The organism is Methylocaldum sp. 14B (genome assembly GCF_002005105.1).
Lineage (GTDB): Bacteria > Pseudomonadota > Gammaproteobacteria > Methylococcales > Methylococcaceae > Methylocaldum.
Window position 1 is genome coordinate 41,462 of the sequence record NZ_MSCV01000012.1, and the last position, 21,068, is coordinate 62,529.

Consider the following 21,068-nt stretch of genomic DNA (forward strand, 5'->3'; position numbering starts at 1 on the left):
AAGAATAACTGATCGCTGAAAGCTGACAGCTGATAGCTAACATCCATGAACCTTCAATACCCCTACCAGTTCGACGATCGAGGGCGCACCGCCGAAGCCGGCGAGGAGGCGTACATCCGCGGCCTGATCGAGCAGGTGCTGTTCACCTCGCCGGGCGAGCGGGTGATGCGGCCCGATTTCGGCAGCGGGCTCATGCAACTGGTGTTCGCGCCGAATAGCGTCGAACTGGCCGCGACCACCCAGTTCCTGGTGCAGGGCGCGCTGCAGCAATGGCTGGGCCATCTGATCGCGCTCGACGGCGTGGAGGTGGAAGCGATCGAGTCGACCCTGAGGGTGACCGTGCGCTATGCGATCCGCCGTACCGGTACCAGCCAAGTAGCGACGTTCGAACGCGGAGGGGCGCTGCCATGATCTACCATTGCTGCGACGAACGGCGCCGCAATAAGGTCGCCGCCCATCCCACCCTCAACGGCATCGACTATCTGGAAGTGCTGGACCGCGAAGCGCCGCTCGGCAGCCCGCGCCAGCAAACCTTGTTGGTCCGGCTGTTCAAGGCGGTTCCGCCGGGTTTCGCGGCCCAGCAGGTCCGCATCGAAGGCGGCGAGCGGGTGCGCGGCGTCCGCGTCGAATGGGTGGCGCCGGCTTCCGCGCCGCCGGCGGAGGCCACCCCCGCCGAAGCGGCGTTCTTCGCCGGCCTGCCCGAGCCGGACCACGTCCTGCTGGTCCGCGTCGACCGCTACGGCGATTTCTCGCCGTACCGGTTGCGTCTGGTGCGCTCGGCGCTGGACGAAACGCCGCCGCAAAACTTCGACCCGCGGCTTTCCGAGGTGGAATTCTCGTTCAAGGTCGAGTGCGACAGCGAGTTCGACTGCCGGAAGCGGGAGGACTGTCCCGAAGAGCCCGTCCCGGCGCCGGAGATCGATTATCTCGCCAAGGATTATCCAAGCTTCCGCCGGCTCATCCTGGACCGGATCAGCCAACTGGTGCCGGACTGGCGCGAGCGCAGCGCCGCCGACCTGGGCGTGACCCTCGCCGAACTCATGGCCTACGTGGCGGATCAACTGTCTTACCGGCAGGACGCCATCGCCACCGAAGCCTACCTGGAAACCGCGCGCCTGCGCACTTCGCTCCGCCGCCATGCCCTGCTGATCGACTATCCCATGCACGAAGGCTGCAATGCCCGAGTCTGGCTGCACGTGGAGGTGAACGCGGACGGGGTGGCCTTGCCGCGGGCCGGCACCCGTTTCTATGGCCGGGTGCCGGGTTTGCCGTCGCGTATCGTCCCCGGATCGCGGGATGACGAAGCCGCCTTGCGGAAAAGTCCCGCGATTTTCGAGCCGCTGCACGATGTCGTGCTTTACGCGGCGCATAACGAAATCGATTTCCATGCCTGGGGCGATCGCCGCTGCTGTCTGCCCAAGGGCGCGATTCGGGCGACGCTCGCCGGCCATCTCGCCGTGCTGGAAGCGGGCGACGCCTTGCTGTTCGAGGAGGTGCTGGGACCTTCGACCGGCGAGCCGGGCGACGCCGATCCCGCGCACCGCCACGTGGTGCGGCTGGTCTCGGTACGCAAGTTCTCGCCGGACGACCCCGCGGCGCCGCTCACCGATCCCGTCAGCGGTGCAGAGATTACCGAGATCGCCTGGGCCGCCGAGGACGCCTTGCCGTTCCCGCTGTGCATTTCCTCGGTCACCGACGAGGCGCACGGCGAAGTGGAGCTCGACCGGGTCAGCGTCGCAAGGGGCAACCTGGTGCTCGCCGATCACGGTTTCACCTTGCCGGCGGACGAGAACCTGGGCAGCGTGCCCCCGGCGCGGCTGGTTTATCCGCCCGAGCGCGACGCCAATCGCTGCACCGGCGCCGAGCCCGTGGAGCTTTCGCCGCGTTTCGCGCCGAGGCTCCGTAACCTGCCGCTCACCTACGCGGGCACGGTGCTCAAGACGACCGTGAAGGAGGGAGTGAGCCGCACCGAACGCCTGGCCTTCGATCCGGAAGCGCCGGCGGCGTTCGCGATGCAATGGCTTATGGAGGACTGCCTGCCCGCGATCACCCTGAACGGCGGCACTTGGACGGCGCGGCGCGACCTTTTGAACAGCGAGCCGGACGATCCCCATTTCGTCGTCGAGGTCGAGCACGACGGTTCGGCCAGCTTGCGCTTCGGCAACGGTGTGCACGGGCAACGGCCCAAAACCGGTATGGCATTTACAACGCGCTACCGGGTCGGCAACAGCCGCGCCGGGAACGTCGGCGCGGACACCATCGCCCACGTGGCGAGCGGCGACGGTTCTGTGCTCGGCGCGCGCAATCCCCTGGCCGCCCAGGGCGGCGTGGACCCGGAAGACGCCGCGGTGGTGCGCCGGCGCGCCCCGCAAGCCTTCCGCCGCCAGGAACGGGCGGTCACGCCGGAGGACTACGCCGAAGTCACCGAGCGCCATCCCGGCGTGCAGCGTGCGGCGGCGACGCTGCGCTGGACCGGGAGCTGGTACACGGTGTTCGTCACCGTGGACCGGGCCGGCGGCCTGTCGATAGCCACGGACGACTTCGAGCCCCGGATCACCCGCCACCTCGAGCGTTACCGAATGGCGGGCCACGACACCGAAATCAACGATCCGGTGTTCGTCTCCCTGGAAATCGATCTCCTGGTCTGCGTCCAGGCGAATTATTTCCGTTCCGACGTGCGCGCGGGATTGCTGGCGGTCCTGGGCAACCGGATGCTGCCCGACGGGCGGCGCGGGCTGTTTCATCCCGATAACCTGAGCTTCGGCCAAACCGTCTACCTGAGCTCGCTATACGCGGCGGCCCGCCAGGTCGCGGGCGTGGGCTCGGTGCAGGTGACCCGCTTCCACCGCCAGGGCAGCGAGGACCCGGGGCCGCTCGCCGACGGTTTCCTGCGCCTGTCCCGGCTGGAGATTCCCCGCCTCGACAACGACCCCAATTTCCCGGAGCACGGCGTGCTTCGCCTGTCCCTATTCGGAGGCAAGTGATGGCCGATTCCAGCCTCGACCACTGCGGATGCTGCGCGGGCCTCGACGCCGAGACGCCGGCGCGCATCGACAACCCGCCCGGCCAGTCCGCCGTCGCCTACCGGGTCGGCGTGCACGCGAGCTTCAGGGAATCCCTGCTCGCCCGGCTTTCGAGCAGCGGCTTGCCGGCCCTCGCGGGGCTTACCACCCGGGACGGCGGCGATTTCACCATCGCCCTTTGCGATGCGCTGGCCACCACCCTGGACGTGCTGTCCTTCTATCAGGAACGCATTGCCAACGAGAACTTCCTGCGCACGGCGACCGAGCGCCGCTCGATTCTCGAACTGGCCCGCCTGATCGGCTACGAGCTCGCGCCCGGCGTGGCCGCCTCGACCTTTCTCGCCTTCACCCTGCAGGAGGTTCCGGGCAGTCCCGCGCTGGCCGCGGGTCCCGTGGAGATTCCGGTGGGTGCCAGGGTGCAGAGCGTGCCGGGTCCGGGCGAGCAGCCCCAGACCTTCGAGACCGTGGAGCCGGTGGAAGCCCGCGCCGAATGGAACGCCATTCCTGTGCAGACCTCGGTCCCCTGGCACCCGCGCTTCGGCGACCGCGAGCTGTGGCTGGCCGGAGTGGGCAACGGCGTGGGGGCGGGCGATGTCATCCTCGTGGTGGGCCAGGAGCGGCTCGACGATACCGGCAGCGAGCGCTGGGACGTCCGGCTGCTGACCCTCGTGGAGGAAGACAGGGAGAAACAGCGCACCCGGATCGTTTGGGATGAGCCGCTGGGCAGCACCAGCCCCCATGTCGAGCCGGCCGCCGCGGGTGCCACCGTCTACATCTTCCGCCAGCGCGCCGCGCTGTTCGGTCACAATGCGCCGGACCCGCGTATCCTGTTCACCCCGAACAACCCCGCGCCCGAGGGTCTGCTTACGGCAAACGGGCAGCAGTGGGCTAACTTCGGGATTCAGGGTTCCCGAATCGATCTCGACGCGGAGTATCCGAAAATCGTTCCGGGCAGCTGGATCGCCCTGGTCGCCGCGGCGCCGCCGCCCGATTCTGTGGATATCGGGATTCTGGGCCCCATCGAGTTGATTCCGGTGGCTTTCGCCAACTCGGCCGTGGCGTCACCGGTCGCTAGCGCACTCTCCTCGATGCCGTCGGGTTTAGCCAGTGCCGTTTCGTCGAAGCTCGCCGCAGGGTATGTGGAACTCTATCGCGCCCAATCCGTCGCGCATCTTTCCCGCCGCGACTACGGCTTGAGCGGGAAGATTACCCGCATAGTGCCGGACACGACCGAAAACCTCGGCCTGTTCGGATTGCGCGAGACTTTGGTGTTGGCCCAGTCCGAGCCGCTGCCGGTGACCGGGACGCCGCTCGGGTTTCCTCTCTACGGCGATCTGCTCGCATTGGATCGACTCGGCCCGGGCATCGGCCCCGGCCGTCCGCTCGCGATCAGCGGCAAGCGCGCCCGAGTGCGGCTGCGCAAGGGCAGGAGCGCTGTGAACATGCCGCTCGTGAAAGGGGGCAGCGTAACCATCGAGGAAGGGGACTCCCTGCGCCTGGTGGCCGCGCCGGAGCGGAAATCCGGCGGCGCATGGCCGGTGCTGTCCCCGCCGCAGTTCGGCGAGCGGCTCGCGAATCCGGGCAGCGCTCAGTTGCGCCTCCGGCTGCTGGACCGGGACGGAAGGGAAGGCGTGCTGGAGGTGGCCACCGCGGCTATCGAAGCGGCGCCGCTGGAACCGGGCGACGAGGAAGTGTCGGAGATCGTTTTCGTCGGTGACCTGGTGAGTTCCGTGAGCCAGGATCGCGACCGCAGCTACTTCACCCTCGCCTCGCCCCTCAAGCACGTCTACGACCGCGAGACCGTGCGCGTCAACGCCAACGTCGCGCGCGCCACCCACGGGGAAACGGTGAACGAGATCCTGGGCAGCGGCGACGCCCGCGTGGCCAACGCCGGCTTCGGCCTGCGCCAGGCGCCGCTCACCTTCGTGAGCGCGGCCACCCCGAGCGGGCGCCAGTCGACCCTGGCGCTGCGCGCCAACGATCTCCTCTGGCAGGAGGTTCCCAGCCTCTACGCCCGGGGGCCGAACGAGCGGGTGTACGAACTCGCCATCGACGACCAGGCGCGAGCCACGGTGCGGTTCGGCGACGGCATCGAGGGTGCCCGCCCGCCGTCCGGCGACCATAACCTGCGCGCCGCCTATCGCAAGGGCCTGGGGCTCGCGGGCAATGTCGCGGCGGGCAAGCTCACCACCCTGCTCTCGCGCCCACTGGGCGTTACCGGCGCCACCAATCCCGAGCCGGCGGGCGGCGGGGAAGACCCGGAAGCCGAGGAGCGGGCGCGGGTCAACGCGCCGCTCACGGTGCTCACCCTGGAGCGGGCGGTATCGATCCGGGACTACCGGGATTTCGCCCGCGCCTTCGCCGGCATCGCCAAGGCCCACGCCCTGTGGCTGCCCAGCGGTCCGGCCCGCGGGGTGTTCCTCACCGTGGCGGGCGAGGAGGGGAGCGCCGTTCCCGCGAACGGCGATACGTTCCGCAACCTGCAGACGGCGTTGCGCCGCCATGGCGATCCGCTCCTGCCGCTGACCCTGGTCAGCTATCGCGACGCGCGGTTCCGGACGCGGCTGGCGGTGAAAGTCGCCGCCGAGGCCGAGCCGGAGCTGGTGCTTGCCGGCGTCGAAGCCCGCCTCAGGGAAGCCTTCGGCTTCGAGGCGCGCGGCTTCGGCCAGGGGGTCTCGGTGGACGAGGTGGCCGCCGTCGCCCAGGCCGTAACCGGCGTCGAGGCGGTGCACGTGGCCGAGCTGCACCGGAGCGACACGCCGGTTCCGAAATTCGCGCCCCGCCTGTTCGCGGCGCTGCCCGTGGCCTCCCTCGGCGCGGCGCCGCTGGCCGCCGAGCTGCTCACCCTGGACGCCGCGCCCCTGGTGCTGGAGACGATGTCATGAGCTTCGACGCCGATACCCTGTTCCGGCTGCTGCCGGCCATCCACCGCATCCGCGACGCCGAGCTGGCCGCGGACCTCGAGGGTCTCCTGACCCCGGCGGAAGCCGCCGAACTCGCCGCCCTGGAGGCTTTGCCCAGTCCGACCGTCGCCGAGCAGGAGCGGATCGAGGCACTGCGCGGGAAAGCCGCCCAGGGGCCCCTCAAGGCCCTGCTGGCGGCCTTCGCGGACGAGTTCGCGGTCCTGGAGGAGAATCTCGACCAGCTCTACGACGACCTCTTCATCGAAACCTGCGCGGACTGGGCGATTCCCTATATCGGCGACCTGATCGGCTACGAACCCTTGCACGCCCTGGGAGAGGCGCGCGGCTTGGCCCGCGCCGAGGTCGCCCACACCATCGCCCTGCGCCGCCGCAAGGGCACGGCGGCGGTGCTGGAGCAGCTCGCCCGCGACGTCACCGGGTGGAACGCCCGCGCGGTGGAGTTCTTCCAGTTGCTGGGGACCACCCAGTACATGAACCATCTCAGGCCGCACAGCCGGTACGCGCCCGACCTCCGGCAATGGGAGCCGCTGGCGCGGATCGGCACGGCCTTCGATTCGGCGGCGCACACCGTGGACGTCCGGCGGATCGAGAGCCGGCGCGGGCGCTTCAACATCCCCAACGTGGGGATATTCCTCTGGCGACTCGACGCCTATCCGCATACCCGGAGCCCGGCGGTGCGGGTCGACGACCGGCGTTACCTGGCGAGCCCCCTGGGCCATCCGCTCCAGCTTTACGCCAACCCCGTGGCCGAGGACGAAATCACCCACCTGGCCGAGCCCATCAACGTGCCTGACCCGATCGGCCGCCGGATGCTGGATGCCCGCAAGGCGCTTTATTACGGTTCGCGGGAATCGTCCGGGGCGGAGGTCGACAACGCCGAGCCCAGTCTCGTGCTGTACGCGGACGGCGTCGAGGTGCCCCGAGAAAGCGTCGTGGCCTGCAACCTGGCCGACGACGGCGCCGATTGGGCGCACGCGCCGCTTACCGGGAACTTGCCCGACGGGACGACCCTGGGCGACAAGTACGGCATCGATCCCGTGCTGGGAAGGATCGCGCTGGGGGATTCCGTGGCCGTGCCCCAAAACCTCCAGGTCACCTATCACTACGGGTTCCCGGCGGACCTGGGCGGCGGCGAATATCCCCGCGAGCGCCGCGCCGACGCGCCGGGCGCTCTGGTGATCCGGGTGCCCGACGACCACCCCACGATCCAGGCCGCCCTGGCCGCCCTGGCCGGCGACGGGGTGGTGGAAATCACCGACAGCGGGTGCTACGAGGAAACCCTGGCGGTGAACGTGAATGCCGGCGGGCACGTGATCCTGCGGGCCGCCGGGCGGTGCCGGCCGACGCTGATCCTCGGCGGGGATTTCCCCGTCACGGGCGGGGCGGAAAGCGCCTTCACCCTGGAGGGGCTGCTGGTGGCCGGCGCGCGGCTGCACGTACCCGCTGCGGGCAACGAACTCGCGCGCCTGCGCATCGCCCATGCCACCCTGGTGCCCGGTTTGGCGCTGGACGGGGCGGGCGATCCCGTTTCACCGGGCGCCGCGAGCCTGGTAGCCGAACTGCCGGGTCTGGCCGTGGAACTGGAACGGGCGATCGTGGGCGCCCTGCGGGTGGTGGAGGGGGCGAAACTCGCGGCTACGGATGCCATTCTTGATGCCAACGATCCCGCCGCCACGGCTTATTGCGCGCCGGACGAGGTTTCGCCGGGCGGCGAACTTTCCCTCACCGCCTGCACCGCAATCGGCAAGATCAACGCGGACGCCGTGGGTCTTATTTCCAACAGCATCCTCCTGGCCCGCGCCACGCCGGGCGATACTCTGCCGCCGGTGTACGCGCGGCGCCGCCAGACCGGCTGCGTGCGTTTTTCCTATCTGCCCTTCGCCTCGCTGGTGCCGCGCCGCCATCGCTGTCAGCCGGAGAGCGCGGAGGGTGAGTCCGACATTGCTCCGCATTTCACCTCGCTGCGCTACGGCGTCCCGGCGTATTGCCAGCTCATGCGCAGCACTCCGGACGAAATCCGGCGCGGGGCGGACGACGAGAGCGAGATGGGCGCCTATCACGCGCTGTTCGCCGCCCAGCGCGAGGCCAATTTGCAGATTCGTCTGCGCGAATTTCTACGCGTCGGGCTGTCGTCCGGCGTTTTCTACGAGACTTGAGGAGCCCGAGCCATGAGCTTCGACTGCAGCCGTTTCAGTTTTCACCCGTGGAAGGATTTCTTCGGGGTGGTGATGCAACAGGGGAGGGTGCAACTGGATTCCGACTGGAACGAGTGGGTGGCGGAGCTCGCGCGCCGCCTCCAGGCCGGGACGCTGGATACCGTGGGCCGCGCGGTGGTGCCCCGCACCACGCCCAACGGCTTCCGCATCCTCGCCACCGCCGGGGCGTTGACCATAGGTCCGGGACGCCTGTATGTGGACGGCCTGCTGGCGGAGAATCACGGCGCACAGCCCGCGCAGTGGGACGCCACGCTCGCCGAACTCACCGGCACCGGCGACGTGCCGTTTTTCGGGCAGCCGTACCTGCCGTTCAACGCGACCGATCAGGCCGCGCCTGCCGATATCTTCAACCGTCCGGTGCTCACGGGGGGGCCGCACCTGGTGTATCTCGACGTCTGGCAGCGCGAGGTCACCCACTTGCAGGAACCGCCCTTGGTCGAGAAGGCGGTGGGAGTGGACACCACGGCGCGCCTGCAAACCGTCTGGCAGGTGAAGGTGCTGGCCGGCATCGACAACGCCAATTGCGCCACGCCGGACGGCGAGGTGCCCGGCTGGGCGGCGGTCATCCGGCCCTCGGCGGGCCGGCTCACCAATTCCACGGGGGATGTGCCGGGCGATCCCAACCCTTGCCTGGTGCCGCCCACCGCGGGCTACAAGGGTTTGGAGAACCAGCTGTACCGGGTGGAGATTCATCGCGGCGGCGGGCAGGGAACGGCCACCTTCAAGTGGTCGCGCGACAATGCCACGGTCGCCACCCGGGTCATCGAGATCCACGGGGGCAACCGGCTGGCGGTGGAGAGCGTCGGCCGTGACGAAGTGCTCGGCTTTCATGCCGGAGACTGGATCGAAATCCTGGACGACTGGCACGAGTTGCACGGGAGACCCGGCCTGCTGCGGCGCATCCGGTCCGGCGACGGGGTGGACGCCGCCACCCGCTCGATCTTGCTCGAAGACGCGCTGCCCGCGGGACTCTTTCCCGTCGACGCCCAAGGCCGCACCGATGCTACCCGCCATACCCGCATCCGGCGCTGGGATCAGTCGGGGCTGGTGCGTCGCGCCGACGGTTCCACCTTCCACGATCTGAACGCCTCGGCGAGCTCCGACGGCATTCCGCTGCCGCCGGTCGGCACCCAACTGGCGCTGGAGAACGGCGTTCTCGTCGAATTCGACCTGGACCCGGCCGGCGGCGAATACCGGGCCGGCGATTACTGGGTGTTCGCGGCGCGCGTGGCGGACGGCAGCATCGAGCCGCTGGACTATGCTCCGCCCCGAGGGATTCATCACCATTATGCCCGGCTCGCGGTGGTGACCCTGCCCGATAGCGAGACCGATTGCCGGGTATTCTGGCCGCCCGAAGCGGTGGGCGAGAGCTGCGATTGCACCGTGTGCGTCCATCCCGAGGGACATAACGCGGGCACCGCGACCATCCAGCAAGCCATCGACAGCATCCGCCAGCGCGGCGGCACCATCTGTCTGGATGCCGGGACTTACCGGCTGGATGCCCCGCTCAACCTGGAAGGCGTCCGTTCCCTGAGGATACGCGGTCAGGGATGGCAGACCCTCCTGCAGGGCACCGCCGCCGGGCCCCTGGTGCGGATCGCCCAGGGCGTCGGCGTGACCGTCGAGAACCTGGCCCTGGCCGGGGCGGCCGCCGGCGGAGGCACGACCGCGCTGATCGAGGTTGCGGCCTGCATCGATCTGCACCTGGTGCACCTGGCCGTGCTCGCTGTGGCGGCCGGCGATGCGACCTCCGCCGCGGTGGGCCTCTCGGGCGCGGTGCTCGCCGCGTCGATCCGCGATTGCACCCTGGTTGCCGAGCAGGGCGTGGCGGCCCTGACCGGGGAGCGCAATTATCTCCTCACCGGGCAATGCCGGGTGACCGACAACGTGTTTCTGTGCAGCCAGCGGGGTGTGAGTTTCGCCGGCATGAGCCTCCATTACGGCGAACTGCGGCTGGCGGGCAACCTGTTGCTCGGCTGCTCCCAGGCGGGCGTCGTGGTGATGGGCGGAGCGCTGCCGGCGGCGAGCATCGCCATCGCCGGCAACCTCATGCACATTACCGGCGCCGGGGTGGTCGCGGGCACCGACGGCTTGCGCATCGTCGACAACGAAATCGTGGGCTCGGGCGAGGCAGCGGCGGACGGCATCGTGCTGGAACCCGGCCTGGACAAGGTTTCCATCGATCGGGTCATGATCCACGGCAACCGGATTCGCGGACTACGCGGCAACGGCCTGGCGATCCGCCAAACGCTGGGCAGGGCCATGATCAAGTCCAACGTCATCGAGGACACGGGACTCGGCGCGCTGGTCATGGAGCGCAAGGCCGGCGCCGCCTATCTGTGCCTGGAAAACAACCAGTTTTCGAACCTGGGGGCGGGATTCAATCAGGAGGGTCGGCCGTTTTTCGGCGTGCTCCTGACGGATGTCGCGCGGGCCGATGTGGTCAACAACCTGTTCGCCGGCGTCGCCCGTCAAGCCGCCCAGAGCCCGCTGCGCGCGGCACTGCTGGCGGTGGCTTCGGGGGAACTGCGGGTGGCGGGCAACCGGATGTTCGGCATCGGCCCCCAGAGCTTCCTGGGGCGCACCGTGGGATTGGCGGTGGGCGCCAGCTTCAGCCAACTGGCGGTGGAAGACAACTCGCTGGCGCGCCTGGAGGGGACCGAAACCACGAGTGCCGCCGCCTGGCAAGCGATCGTCGTCGCCCCGTCCGGCGCGGCGCAGGGCGGACCCGCGGGCGGGACTACGGTGACCGCGCCGGGGGTGATGGTCTTGCCCGTGAAGGAAGGCTACCTCTACCTGAGCGCCTTTCGGGCGCGCATCCTGGCGAGCCTGGCGCGCGGCAATACCAGCTTGCGGGGAAACCGCCTTCGCGGGACGCTTACGGTAATGCCTTTGGTGGAAATCGATGACGTGCTGAGCTGTCTCTTCGATCAGAACGATGCCGAACTGAGCAGTGTCGTCACCGCAGGACCGGCGCCGCTGGTCGGGCGCATCGGCTGCGATCACGCGAGCGTGGCCAACAACCGTCTGGTCGGCGTGACCGAATTTCCGACCCTGTCGCTGACCGCGAGAAATTTTGCGGTCCTCGGCAACTTGACCAGCGGTGCCATCCAGGTCAACGGAACGGCGTTGCCGGCACCGTGGAACGCATTAAATGTCCATATTTAGGTAAGGAGTGAATTCATGCGTGTCATTACGCTCAGGAGCGAAGCCAATATCGGTGCCCTGGCCGATCGCCTCTTCGCCAATCTCACGCCGGAAACGCGCAAGGTCGCCGAGGCATCGCTGCTCAAGGCCAACCCCCATCTTGCCCGCGCTGACGCCTTCAAGCCGGGCGCGGTGGTGCGGCTCCCCGAAGTGTCGGGCGTGAAGCCCAAGCCGTCGGCGGCTAACAAGGATCCGCGCGACGATCTGATCGACGGCCTCCGGGAGGCGGTGTCCGGTTATCGCGCCCGCTTGGCGGCGGGGCTGGAAACCGAGAACGGCGAAATCAAGGCCCAACTGGAACTGCTCAAGCAGCGCGAGGTCGCGGCCTTGCTGAAGAACGTGCCGGGCGCGGAGGAACTGGCCAAGGATCTTACCGATTCGCTGAAACAGGCGGCCAAGACATTGCCGCAAGACATGAAACGCCAGGAGGAGGTGTTCGCCCAGATCGAAAAGGATCTTTCCTCCCTCGTCTGATCGAACGGCTTTTCTAACCTTTTCACAAACTCGCTACCGGTTCCGGCAGTCTATTTAGGGGAAAGCAGTCACGAGGTAGCGAGCAGTGGACGCGTTTCTCAACATCGATTGGGCGGAACTCTTCATCCCGAGCGCTCCCGTCGCGGAGACGATCATTCGCGGGACGCTGGTCTACTGGTTCTTATTCCTGATCTTCCGCCTGATCATCAAGCGTGATATCGGCTCGGTTGCCGTCAGCGACCTCATCGTAGTGGTGATCATCGCCGATGCGGCACAGAACGCCATGGCGGCCGATTACAAGTCCATCACCGACGCACTCATTTTGATCAGCACCATCGTGTTCTGGAATTTCCTGCTCGATTGGGCCGCTTACCGGTTCCGATGGATCGAGCGCGTCCTGGCACCTAAAGCGCTCGAACTGATAAAGGACGGGCGCATTCTGCATCGTAACTTGCGCCGAGAGTTCCTGACCGAGGAGGAACTGATGCGCAAGGTCCGCGAGAGTGGGGTAGCGGACCTGTCCCAGATACAGGCAGCCTACATGGAAGGGGATGGCACCATCAGCGTGGTTAAACCTAAAGACGGCGGTTGACCGCTTCGATGGCTAAATAAGCTCTTATGAGAGAACCCCTTTATAGCCATCGGGGGTCTCACCCTTTGGGTGACGTTGCTACGCACCCGATTGCACGGCGGGCGGGCCGCCTGGCGGTGTTGCTCCTCGTTGCGGGAGACTACCCCGCGGCCTCGTCGCGCCTTGCCATCCGACCCGCCCGCCGCACACTCGAGCACGTCCAACCGCCGTTTTTAGGTTAAACGGGACTCGTGAATATCGTTGTCCTAAGAAGCCGTCTTCAAACTGCTACGCGCTGCAATATCCGCCTTGTTCAAGGAGGCGAACCGCCGATGAAAAACAGCCTTGCACATCCCTGCAATCCGCCACTGCGGGCTGCTCCGCCGCAAAGTGTGGGACAGGCGAGTCCAGCATCAATCGCGAACCGACCCTATTTGTCTGCTGCTTCGAGAGCGTTTTCCATCCCGGTGTACGGATTCGTTCCAGGAGGGGAGAACGTAGGTCGGCAATCCCTTCCCAATCGCAAACGGTCGCTTTAGTCGCGACCCTTCCAATCGCAAACGGTATCTCTGGGAGCGCCAGAGCTGCCCTTCCGACAACGCCCTTCGCCGAGCCGATACGTCGGCAAGGGATTGCCGACCTACATATCCGAATCCCTTACACCGACTCGGAAAACGCTCTAATTTTCATAGCCGGTAAGAAGCTTCTCCAGCCGTTCAACGCGTTCCTCCGTCATCTGGGACTGGCACGCCGTGTCGAATGCTGACTTCCACATGCGCACACCTCCCTCGGTTTCACCGACCAGGGCACACTCCGCATCTCTGAATTTGATCCAGGCCCGCTGTGCCGCTATGAGTGCTGTTTTTGGGAAATTGTCCGGCTCATCTGCCGGCATGGATCGAAGCAGTTTCTGGTAAATCTCATTGAGGCGTTTATCAGCGGCGGCGAGACTAACTTGCGCGGAACGTCCCGTGTGCATCGCGCTGCCCTCTGGCCAGTCCTCGGGGCGGTGATTGTCTGCGAGCGCAATCGCTGGAATCACGAGCAGTGCAATAGAGAGATGCCTAATCATGCAGGTATCCTTATGCCCAACGCCAAAGTTCACCGGCGGCTATGGAACACGGCGGAATTGCCGTCCGGTGCAGCGAAGCGTTGGTCGTTTCGTTGGGTTGATTCAGTTGCCGTTAGTATGTGGTCGGAGCCATCGGAAGCCCGGAATGATCGCCCTTGTAGGGTCCCGTTTTCAACCAGGAATTTGAACGCTGCGAGCGACTGCATCCCCATTCGTCGCATTCCGGCAAGCCAAGCCGGCTCAAGGAGCCAGCCAAGCAGCCAGAAAGCGATGGGTTTCGCTTCGCTCTACCCATCCTACGCAGGCTTCAGCGAACGGAGTTGAAAACGGTTTCGTTTCCGTTATCACGCTGGAATCCGTTTTTGATGGTGTACAGAACCTGTGTGCCGTTAGCCCCGTTCACGATGGAGATTACCGAACAAGGCGCACCCGGTTCCCAGTGACTTGGTGTTCGTCGGCTTTCCGGAACCGAAGTCGAATATTTGAAGGTTTTTACATCGATTACTTCGTTCAGCCGGAACTGTTCGTCTTCCGAAGGCGAAGGATTCGGGACGATCCGCATAGGTATCACGTTGGCGAGGCAATGAGTCGCGAATCCCCGATTGTTCCACGCAATCCACTTACCCCCCAGGTAAGAGGCCGAGATTCGGAAATCAATGCTCTTTGCCGGTTCCGCACGGAGCGCCGCCACGACTTCGACTATTCGTTTTGAGGCAATCCAGCCGGGCGAGTCGCCGTAGTTGGTCTGGAAGTGTTCATTGCACTTGAACTGAGAGAAAAGCAGAGAAGTAGGCATCGCACTGCCGCCGTAGAGTGCTCCGTTCTTCATGATGAACCGGGTCTCGTCGTTGGTGCCCTGCTTCGTCAGCAGGACGAGTTCTCGGCCTCTGATCCGGCGCTTGATCTCATCGAGCCATGCTTGCCGATAGATTCCGGAAATCTCGAACCAGGCGTTAGGCGAGCCCGTCTTGAACAAGCACTCCATCAAGTCCTTACCGAGTGCGTTGTAGATGGCCATGTCTTGCGCCGAAACGCCGGACCAATTCTTTGCATTCTTCAACGTGTTTGCAAAGTTGAATACGGCTTCACCACGATATTGATGCTCAATCTCCGGCATGGGGCTCCTCTTGCTAGGGCTTGTTGATATATGAATTGTGTCCACATGGGGAGGTGGTCGGCTCGATGTACGGGTTAGAGCGCATCATCAGTACCACGTGGAAATAGAGTACCGAGCCGTACCTACCATGGCCGTGTATTCGAGAACAAAGTACTTCGGTCTACGTAGTACCCTGCTAACGTAGGACGCGGTATGCGAAAAGAACTCTCTCTGCATCGGCTGGGAAGCAGGCATACACGTCTTACCGGATTGACTCGTCTGTAGGGTCACTTCTCGCATGACGTAGTTGCCCTCACTGTCCGTGAACTTGAGATGGTATGAGTTCTGCGCAACGTCTCGAGACGCCTCTACTGGAACGGGGAAATTTTTTGTGCAACTTCGAACGCGTGCTCCACTAATGTACACAACCGAACCAGTGTGGTTGGTAAACACAATATCGATCGCTGCGTGTTGCTGCTCACCGATTCTGATCTTGCAGTCTACAAAGTGCACCTCAAGGCCGGGGACACCTTGTACCTTACGTTGCTGCCAGAAGAACAGTGCGGCGGGCCAAAGAACGGCTGTAAACGCCACTACCACCCAATTCGGGATGTCGTTGGCACGTGCCCAGTTCCATGCAGTGGAGATCCATTCAGACATGTCATGATCATTGATGAGTGGGAAGTTCAGCATTGCGCTCTAACGGAGAAGCTCAGCTGCGGCGAAGCCGTCGGCTGAGCGTGTGGCTATGCGTAGAACGGGGAGCACATTCAACTTGCCGCCCTCTCTCCTCTGTTCATACGGTTCCAGCGCCAAGCGGCTACATAAGCATTCATAGACGGCTTTGAGAAGGCTCCGCAGCCAACGCACCGGGTAACAAATCTCGGAAGCGGCGTCGTTCGCCCAATAATGTCGAAGTACTTCTCAATCCGCGCCTCCGCCCCGCATACCCCACAGCGGGCGCACCGAATGCGGTCTCTGTTCCGCTGCTCAACCCGCGCGGCCTCGGTGTCAGCCGGCCGGAACAACCCAAAGGCGCTGTCCAACTCTACCTCGTAGCTTTCCTCCGCCTGTTCGTCGCGTCCAGGAGACCGAAGCCGCCTCTCACAATATAGCCACACCACCGATGCAAGCACCGCAAGTGCAGTGAGACCGGTAAGAGCTTGTAGTGACGTCAGAAGGCGCACACCGCCACCGGGGCTAAAATCCCCATAACCTAACGTTGTCCACGTTATTGCGCTGAAATATACCGCGTCGGTGAACTCATCAAAGCTAGGCGTGAAATCTCCGTAATAGTAATAGGCTACGCCATAGGTGAGGATCGCGAACACGTGAAGCAAAAACACTCGCAGAAATACGGAGCCGTAGAGATTACTCGACCAGTTCAGGACCAGAGGTACGCGTACGACAGCCAAGTAAAGTAACGCGAAGATGACCAGCGCGTGCAGATATCCGAACGCAAGATGCACCCTCGTCGCAAACGCCAAAGCTACAGCAACCGCGCTCAAGAAATAGTTGGTGACATCTATGAGGGCCATCGTAACTACGCGCATTGCAATCCTCTATCGGGATACCTGATATTAGGTACCTACAGCAGATCTATAAACCAACCCGTGAAGGTGTATTAAGTCGACAATTCTCATTCTTGTTTCTCTGGCGAGAGACATTGGGCATCGATCTCCAGAATTGAAAAATGTAGTTCGAGCCAGAGCATTTACAAGCCAGGGATAGAGGAGATTTGCCGGTCCGCCCATACACGTGACATTCATGGCAGCGCCCAAGGGTGAGATGAAAGTGCTCTATTCGATCGAGCCGCGCAGCTTAAAGAAGCGATGGGTTTCGCTGGCGCTCTACCCATCCTACCGCTAACGCTCTTACATCAATTGCCGTAGACAAGCAGCAACGCACGCATTGGCATCGACGTTTATGCGAGCCACGTTCCGATGCCAGCGGTCCGATGCCAGGATTTCATGTACTGCCTCGGGAATTTCCGCCAGGGACCGGACCCGTTTGGCGATACCGTTTTCCTCTGCCCAACGGATGTTGTATTCGAAAAGTATGCGCATGGACGGATTGTCCATGAGCACGAGCGGGATGCGGCAGGCTATGGCTTCATGGATGGAGATCGGGCCCGGCTTGCCTACCATGACATCTGCAAGCCTCATGTATTCCGCGACCTTGGCGGTGTATCCCACGATCAGCTTGGGCTTGCGTGAGCGCCACTTGCAAAGTGCCTCGTAGGCTGCTCTGTGACAACCGCAGATTACGATCATATTCACGGGAGTCGCTGCAGCATCCAGCCGCCGCGCGATGTCGACCATGTACCTTGAGCCCTGGCCGCCAAAGAAGATGAGTACTGTCGGAAGATCCCTTCGCAATCCCAATTCTTCGAGAGCGTCTGCCGCGTCGGTATCGACGGGTGCGAGAAAAGACGGGTGAACCGGCATACCCCCGAGAGAAAAGACATGAGACTCCGGCACGCCGTTTTGCAAGGCTTGCTGCACGAGCCGCTCGGTTCCGCACAAGTAGTAGGACATCAAGGCCGGGTCGAACCAGTACCGGCTATGGAACTCTTCGAAATCGACCGGAATCGTCACACAGCGCACTTCCGGGTTACTTTCGCGGGCGGCGGCGAAAATGATTCCGTTGCAAAGAGGAATCGTCGAGATCACGACATGCGGCGCTGCGTGTTTCCAAAACGCGGCAAGGCGCGGGGCCGCTGGCTGCATCAAGGTCATCAATCCCCTTCCGAGCGCGATGTATTGCCGCAAACCGATCATCGTTTCCCATTGCAGACCCGTGTTGTAAAGCTTAATGCCCGCTCGGGTGAGCCAATCCAACAAAGAAACGTGAGAAAAAATCTGGTCGGTGTTGACTGCCCGAACATCGGCTTCGGGAAGAGAGCGTTGCAGTTCGGCCTGTAGAGCCATGGCTACGCCTTTGTGGGCGCCCCCACCATTGAAGTAAACGATGTCGACTCTCTTGCTTTTGCCGTCTTCGGTTACAGGCCTCTCGTGAATCGATGAAATCTCAACGGTTTTCGTCATAGAGCACCTTCCGTGTACTGGGTACAACGATTCGCGATCAATCTCCGATTTTGAAAAGCCGCCCAATACGTCCTGGCCTTTTCTCTCGGTATGCGTCTTCTTGCGCGGTTCCGTGTTTCATGAGCTAGCGCGTTTTTCATCGCTGTGTACGGATTCGTGTTCGGGTGGGAAGAACGTAGGTCGGCAATCCCTTGCCGACTTATCGGCTCGGCAAAAGACTTTGTCGGCAAGGGATTGCCGACCTATCTATCGGGCTCCCTGATACCAGATCGGAAAATGGTCTAGCGTCCTTCTGCCATCTGTAAGACGATCACGATAGCTTTTTGCAACACTGTGCGTTGTTTTCTGTGAATTAGGACCTTATGCGGAAGGGTTCGTTTGCGAGACCGTTTTGGCGTGTGAGTTTTTGTTTACAGGTTTTTCGTGAAGACAAGCTATCGCCACGTTCGCCTTAAGGAAGCTCTGATTGAATCCTTCGACAGGCCTGTCCTGAGCCAAGTCGAAGGGCTCAGGACGAACGGTAACGTATTGGTTCCGTTCGTGGTGAGCTTGTCGAACCATGAACGGAATCAACTTGATCAGAGCTTCCTTAAGCGACCGGACTGGCGAGATTCGCCCGAGAAACCGGCTAAAGATGCGATAAGTTTCGCTGACGTTCCATCCAATCCGCCGTGCCGATGCCTTTCGTGTTCACCGATTCACCCGATTGCTTGTCAGGAAAAGGCAAACGCCAGCATGCTGATCGAACCCAGCTCGATACCTTCGGTAATGAATCGGAGGTCGTCTCCAGGCTGGCGCGCGCCCAAGACGTACAACAGCGGCAAATAATGATCCGGCGTCGGCACGGCGAGTAGAGCCTGGGGGGCAAGCCGCTCATAGTCGATCAATGACGTATGGTCCCCATTGACGAGACAATCGTGCACGCGTTCGTCGAAACGCAGCGCCCAATCGTGGGCGGGCGCGTCATGGTCCCAGTTCACCATTCGCAGATTGTGCACGGTATTGCCGCTGCCCATGATCAGCACGCCTTCATCGCGCAATGCCGCCAATTTCTGGCCGAGCTGAAAATGAAACAGGGGCGGCTTGCTCGCATCGATGCTCAACTGCACGATGGGAATTTCCGCCTGCGGAAAGACATGCGCGAGCACCGACCAGGTGCCGTGATCCAGCCCCCAGTTCCGATCGAGTGCGACGGCGAGCGGCGACAACAATTCCGCCACGCGTTGTGCCAGCTCGGGAGAGCCAGGCGCGGCGTATTCCACTTCGTACAAGGCCTTCGGAAAACCACCGAAATCGTGGATCGTGCGCGGCGCGGCCGTTGCGGTGACAGCGGTGCCGTGGATATACCAGTGCGCCGAAATGCAGATCACGGACGACGGCGGGTGTTGCAGCAACCGCCTTCCGAATGATGCCCAGGCGTCGGTATGTCGATTGTGCTGCAGCGTGTTCATCGGGCTGCCGTGGCCGAAAAATACGGCGGGTTGTCGATAGCTGGTCGCAGGTACGGAGTTCATGGGCAGACTCGCGGGAAATTTGGCGGTAGATCGGCGTCCGGCATTTTCGCGTCTCCCTTAGACCAATGTATCGGAACAGGAGCTTCAATAGACTTGATCGCCCATGGCCGATGAAAAACCTCTTGGGCAGGGTTGTGGTCGATGGTGGATATGGCGCTATCGGCTCTGTGAACGGACAAAGACCATTGACCGAACTCGCGCAGGGGGGCGTTACGGTTAAGCTAATGCGCCCCTGCGCGGGCTCATCGATTATTTATGATTTTAATTTGCGGGTTAAACGTTTTATAAAACGTCAACGTGTTAGCTAATGGGCTCGACGGGGAAAATCCTTCAAAAACCCAAAGCTGCAAATAAGAACAACTCTCCAAACGGCTCTCGTCAGGCTCGTTACCTTGGGTTCCCGGTTAAAGCGTTAATTCTTGGTAACCAGGTATCCTCCAACGGCTATCAAGCCTACTGCGACGATTGCCCATAGTATCCTTGCGACAGGATTCCTCCCCTTAGCTGCGGCTGCCTTAAACTGTTGATGAACCGATGGGTTTTTTGCCAAGTAGTCTTCTATTGCTTCCTTCGCGTCCTTCAAGCCAATTTTGTTATGTTCCAGGTAATGTCTAATGGCATCTATCAGTTGACCATTTTGCAATGCCACAAGCGCATTGATTGGCATACTCGAGTGCGGTGAAGATGATGAAGACCGGCCATCATGCTTGAGTTCTCTTTCAACCAATTCCTTGGCATGTTTCAAATCCAGGCCGGTAGCTTCCCGAACGATCTTAATGGCTTCGATGATGTTTCCGTTTTTCGCCGCCGCCATAGCTGACGGCGATATTTTTTGTTCAGATACATTCACTTGACTGGACTCCGATTATGTCCTCTAACATGCCCGAGTTCAGGGTCGCTTGGGAGCGGGCAAAGCCCGTTGGAAGGCATCTAACTCGAATGAATAAGCTTAGATTATGTTTCGCTTCGCTCTCGCAATCCAAGCTTAAATACGTCGCTATGGTTTTCATGGTGAACGCTGTGCCCGAGCGAGTATGTCATGAATGACCTCTGATTTTGCGTCCGCATAGTCCTGGATGTCTTTCCAGATTCGTGCTGCCAATTGACGCTTGGTCTCCTCGTAGAGTTTCCGGTCGTCATCATGTGTCCGGAGCCAATCCCGGAATGCCAGCATCCGATCGATTTCAGGGCATCCGACAGTGAACACGTGAAGATTACCGTCAGGCTCCGGGGCTTTTAGCATTCGGTGTTGAAACCAATCGGGCTCGCGAATGCGCATCACAAAGCCGAGCGACTCAAGCGGAGCGACATAGGACGATTCATCCGCGGAATCGGACACCGCGAGGACCATGTCGATGAGCGGTTTCGCTGATAATCCCGGAACCGATGTGGAACCGACGTGCTCAAGCAGCAGCACCTTCTCGGATAGGGCGTCACGAATTCTGCTGGCTTGCAACGCAAACTGTTTCGGCCAATAGTGATCGTAGGGTGCCAGATAGACGGTGCTATTCAGAGGCTTGCGTTCGCCGACCGTTACCGCAAGAAGATATTCGTTGCTCGTGCCCGCCTGAGCTTTTGAATCGTCAGAAAGCGGCATTCTCGTTTTCTCCGTATGACGCTAAGTACATTCAGGGAAGTCTTGCGGCATAGGCAACCTGCAGGACAACCCCGCCAATCAAGCCAAACAGTCGAGATTCCGCAAGTATTTGCGGAATGTACTTAGAGCATTTTCATACCTACTGTACGGGCATTCGCGCGTAGGTCGGGAATCCCTTCCCAATCGCAAACGGTCGCTTTAGTCGCGACCCTTCCAATCGCAAACGGGCCTTTAATCGGCCCCTTCCAATCGCAAACGGTCATCCCAGCGCTCCTGGGATGACCGTTTGCGATTGGAACGCCGAAGCCGCCCTTCCCGACGGTGCAG

14 protein-coding genes are annotated in these 21,068 nt (G+C 62.6%); 7 read left to right on the top strand and 7 right to left on the bottom strand.

What is annotated here, in order from left to right; all coding sequences use genetic code 11:
* The first annotated feature begins 45 nt into the window (after positions 1-45).
* The 7 genes from B2A78_RS10725 (at position 46) to B2A78_RS10755 (ending at position 12,436) form a co-directional block, all read left to right on the top strand.
* Positions 46-411 carry a GPW/gp25 family protein gene (locus B2A78_RS10725; protein ID WP_077729991.1) on the top strand — a complete coding sequence of 122 codons (366 nt, stop codon included), beginning with the start codon at positions 46-48 and terminating at the stop codon, positions 409-411.
* Positions 408-2,984 carry a putative baseplate assembly protein gene (locus B2A78_RS10730; RefSeq protein WP_077729992.1) on the top strand — a complete coding sequence of 859 codons (2,577 nt, stop codon included), beginning with the start codon at positions 408-410 and terminating at the stop codon, positions 2,982-2,984. The genes B2A78_RS10725 and B2A78_RS10730 overlap by 4 nt, the downstream gene beginning before the upstream one ends.
* The gene (locus tag B2A78_RS10735) at positions 2,984-5,908 is read left to right on the top strand and encodes a putative baseplate assembly protein (RefSeq protein WP_077729993.1); all 2,925 of its coding nucleotides are present in this window, start codon (positions 2,984-2,986) and stop codon (positions 5,906-5,908) included. The genes B2A78_RS10730 and B2A78_RS10735 overlap by 1 nt, the downstream gene beginning before the upstream one ends.
* Entirely contained in the window at positions 5,905-8,103 is a 2,199-nt protein-coding gene (locus B2A78_RS10740; RefSeq protein ID WP_077729994.1) for a hypothetical protein, read from the top strand. Before B2A78_RS10735 ends, B2A78_RS10740 begins: the two co-directional genes overlap by 4 nt.
* A gap of 12 nt (positions 8,104-8,115) precedes the next feature.
* On the top strand, positions 8,116-11,331 hold the full coding sequence (locus B2A78_RS26035; RefSeq protein ID WP_168175394.1) for a DUF6519 domain-containing protein: 3,216 nt from the start codon (positions 8,116-8,118) through the stop codon (positions 11,329-11,331).
* A 15-nt stretch (positions 11,332-11,346) separates the two neighbouring features.
* Complete coding sequence (locus B2A78_RS10750; RefSeq protein ID WP_077729995.1) at positions 11,347-11,844, top strand: hypothetical protein; 498 nt, start codon at positions 11,347-11,349, stop codon at positions 11,842-11,844.
* 85 nt (positions 11,845-11,929) lie between these two features.
* Positions 11,930-12,436, top strand: coding sequence for a YetF domain-containing protein (locus tag B2A78_RS10755; RefSeq protein ID WP_077729996.1), 507 nt, complete (start codon positions 11,930-11,932; stop codon positions 12,434-12,436).
* Between the two features lie 658 nt (positions 12,437-13,094).
* On the opposite strand, the gene B2A78_RS10760 is transcribed toward B2A78_RS10755, so the two are convergent.
* From B2A78_RS10760 to B2A78_RS10795, 7 genes are all read right to left on the bottom strand, one after another.
* On the bottom strand, positions 13,095-13,487 hold the full coding sequence (locus tag B2A78_RS10760) for a lysozyme inhibitor LprI family protein (protein ID WP_077729997.1): 393 nt from the start codon (positions 13,485-13,487) through the stop codon (positions 13,095-13,097).
* 307 nt (positions 13,488-13,794) lie between these two features.
* On the bottom strand, positions 13,795-14,604 hold the full coding sequence (locus B2A78_RS10765) for a hypothetical protein (RefSeq protein ID WP_077729998.1): 810 nt from the start codon (positions 14,602-14,604) through the stop codon (positions 13,795-13,797).
* A gap of 749 nt (positions 14,605-15,353) precedes the next feature.
* Positions 15,354-16,136, bottom strand: coding sequence for a potassium channel family protein (locus tag B2A78_RS10775; protein WP_077730000.1), 783 nt, complete (start codon positions 16,134-16,136; stop codon positions 15,354-15,356).
* Positions 16,137-16,457: 321 nt separating this feature from the next.
* Positions 16,458-17,630 carry a glycosyltransferase gene (locus tag B2A78_RS10780; RefSeq protein WP_077730001.1) on the bottom strand — a complete coding sequence of 391 codons (1,173 nt, stop codon included), beginning with the start codon at positions 17,628-17,630 and terminating at the stop codon, positions 16,458-16,460.
* Between the two features lie 713 nt (positions 17,631-18,343).
* Positions 18,344-19,144, bottom strand: a complete 801-nt coding sequence (ygiD, locus tag B2A78_RS10785) for a 4,5-DOPA dioxygenase extradiol (RefSeq protein WP_077730002.1) — start codon at positions 19,142-19,144, stop codon at positions 18,344-18,346.
* A gap of 412 nt (positions 19,145-19,556) precedes the next feature.
* On the bottom strand, positions 19,557-19,994 hold the full coding sequence (locus B2A78_RS10790) for a ribosomal protein L7/L12 (RefSeq protein ID WP_143735144.1): 438 nt from the start codon (positions 19,992-19,994) through the stop codon (positions 19,557-19,559).
* Positions 19,995-20,150: 156 nt separating this feature from the next.
* Positions 20,151-20,741: a GrpB family protein gene (locus B2A78_RS10795; RefSeq protein ID WP_077730004.1), complete on the bottom strand. Its 591-nt coding sequence runs from the start codon at positions 20,739-20,741 to the stop codon at positions 20,151-20,153.
* Positions 20,742-21,068: the final 327 nt, after the last annotated feature.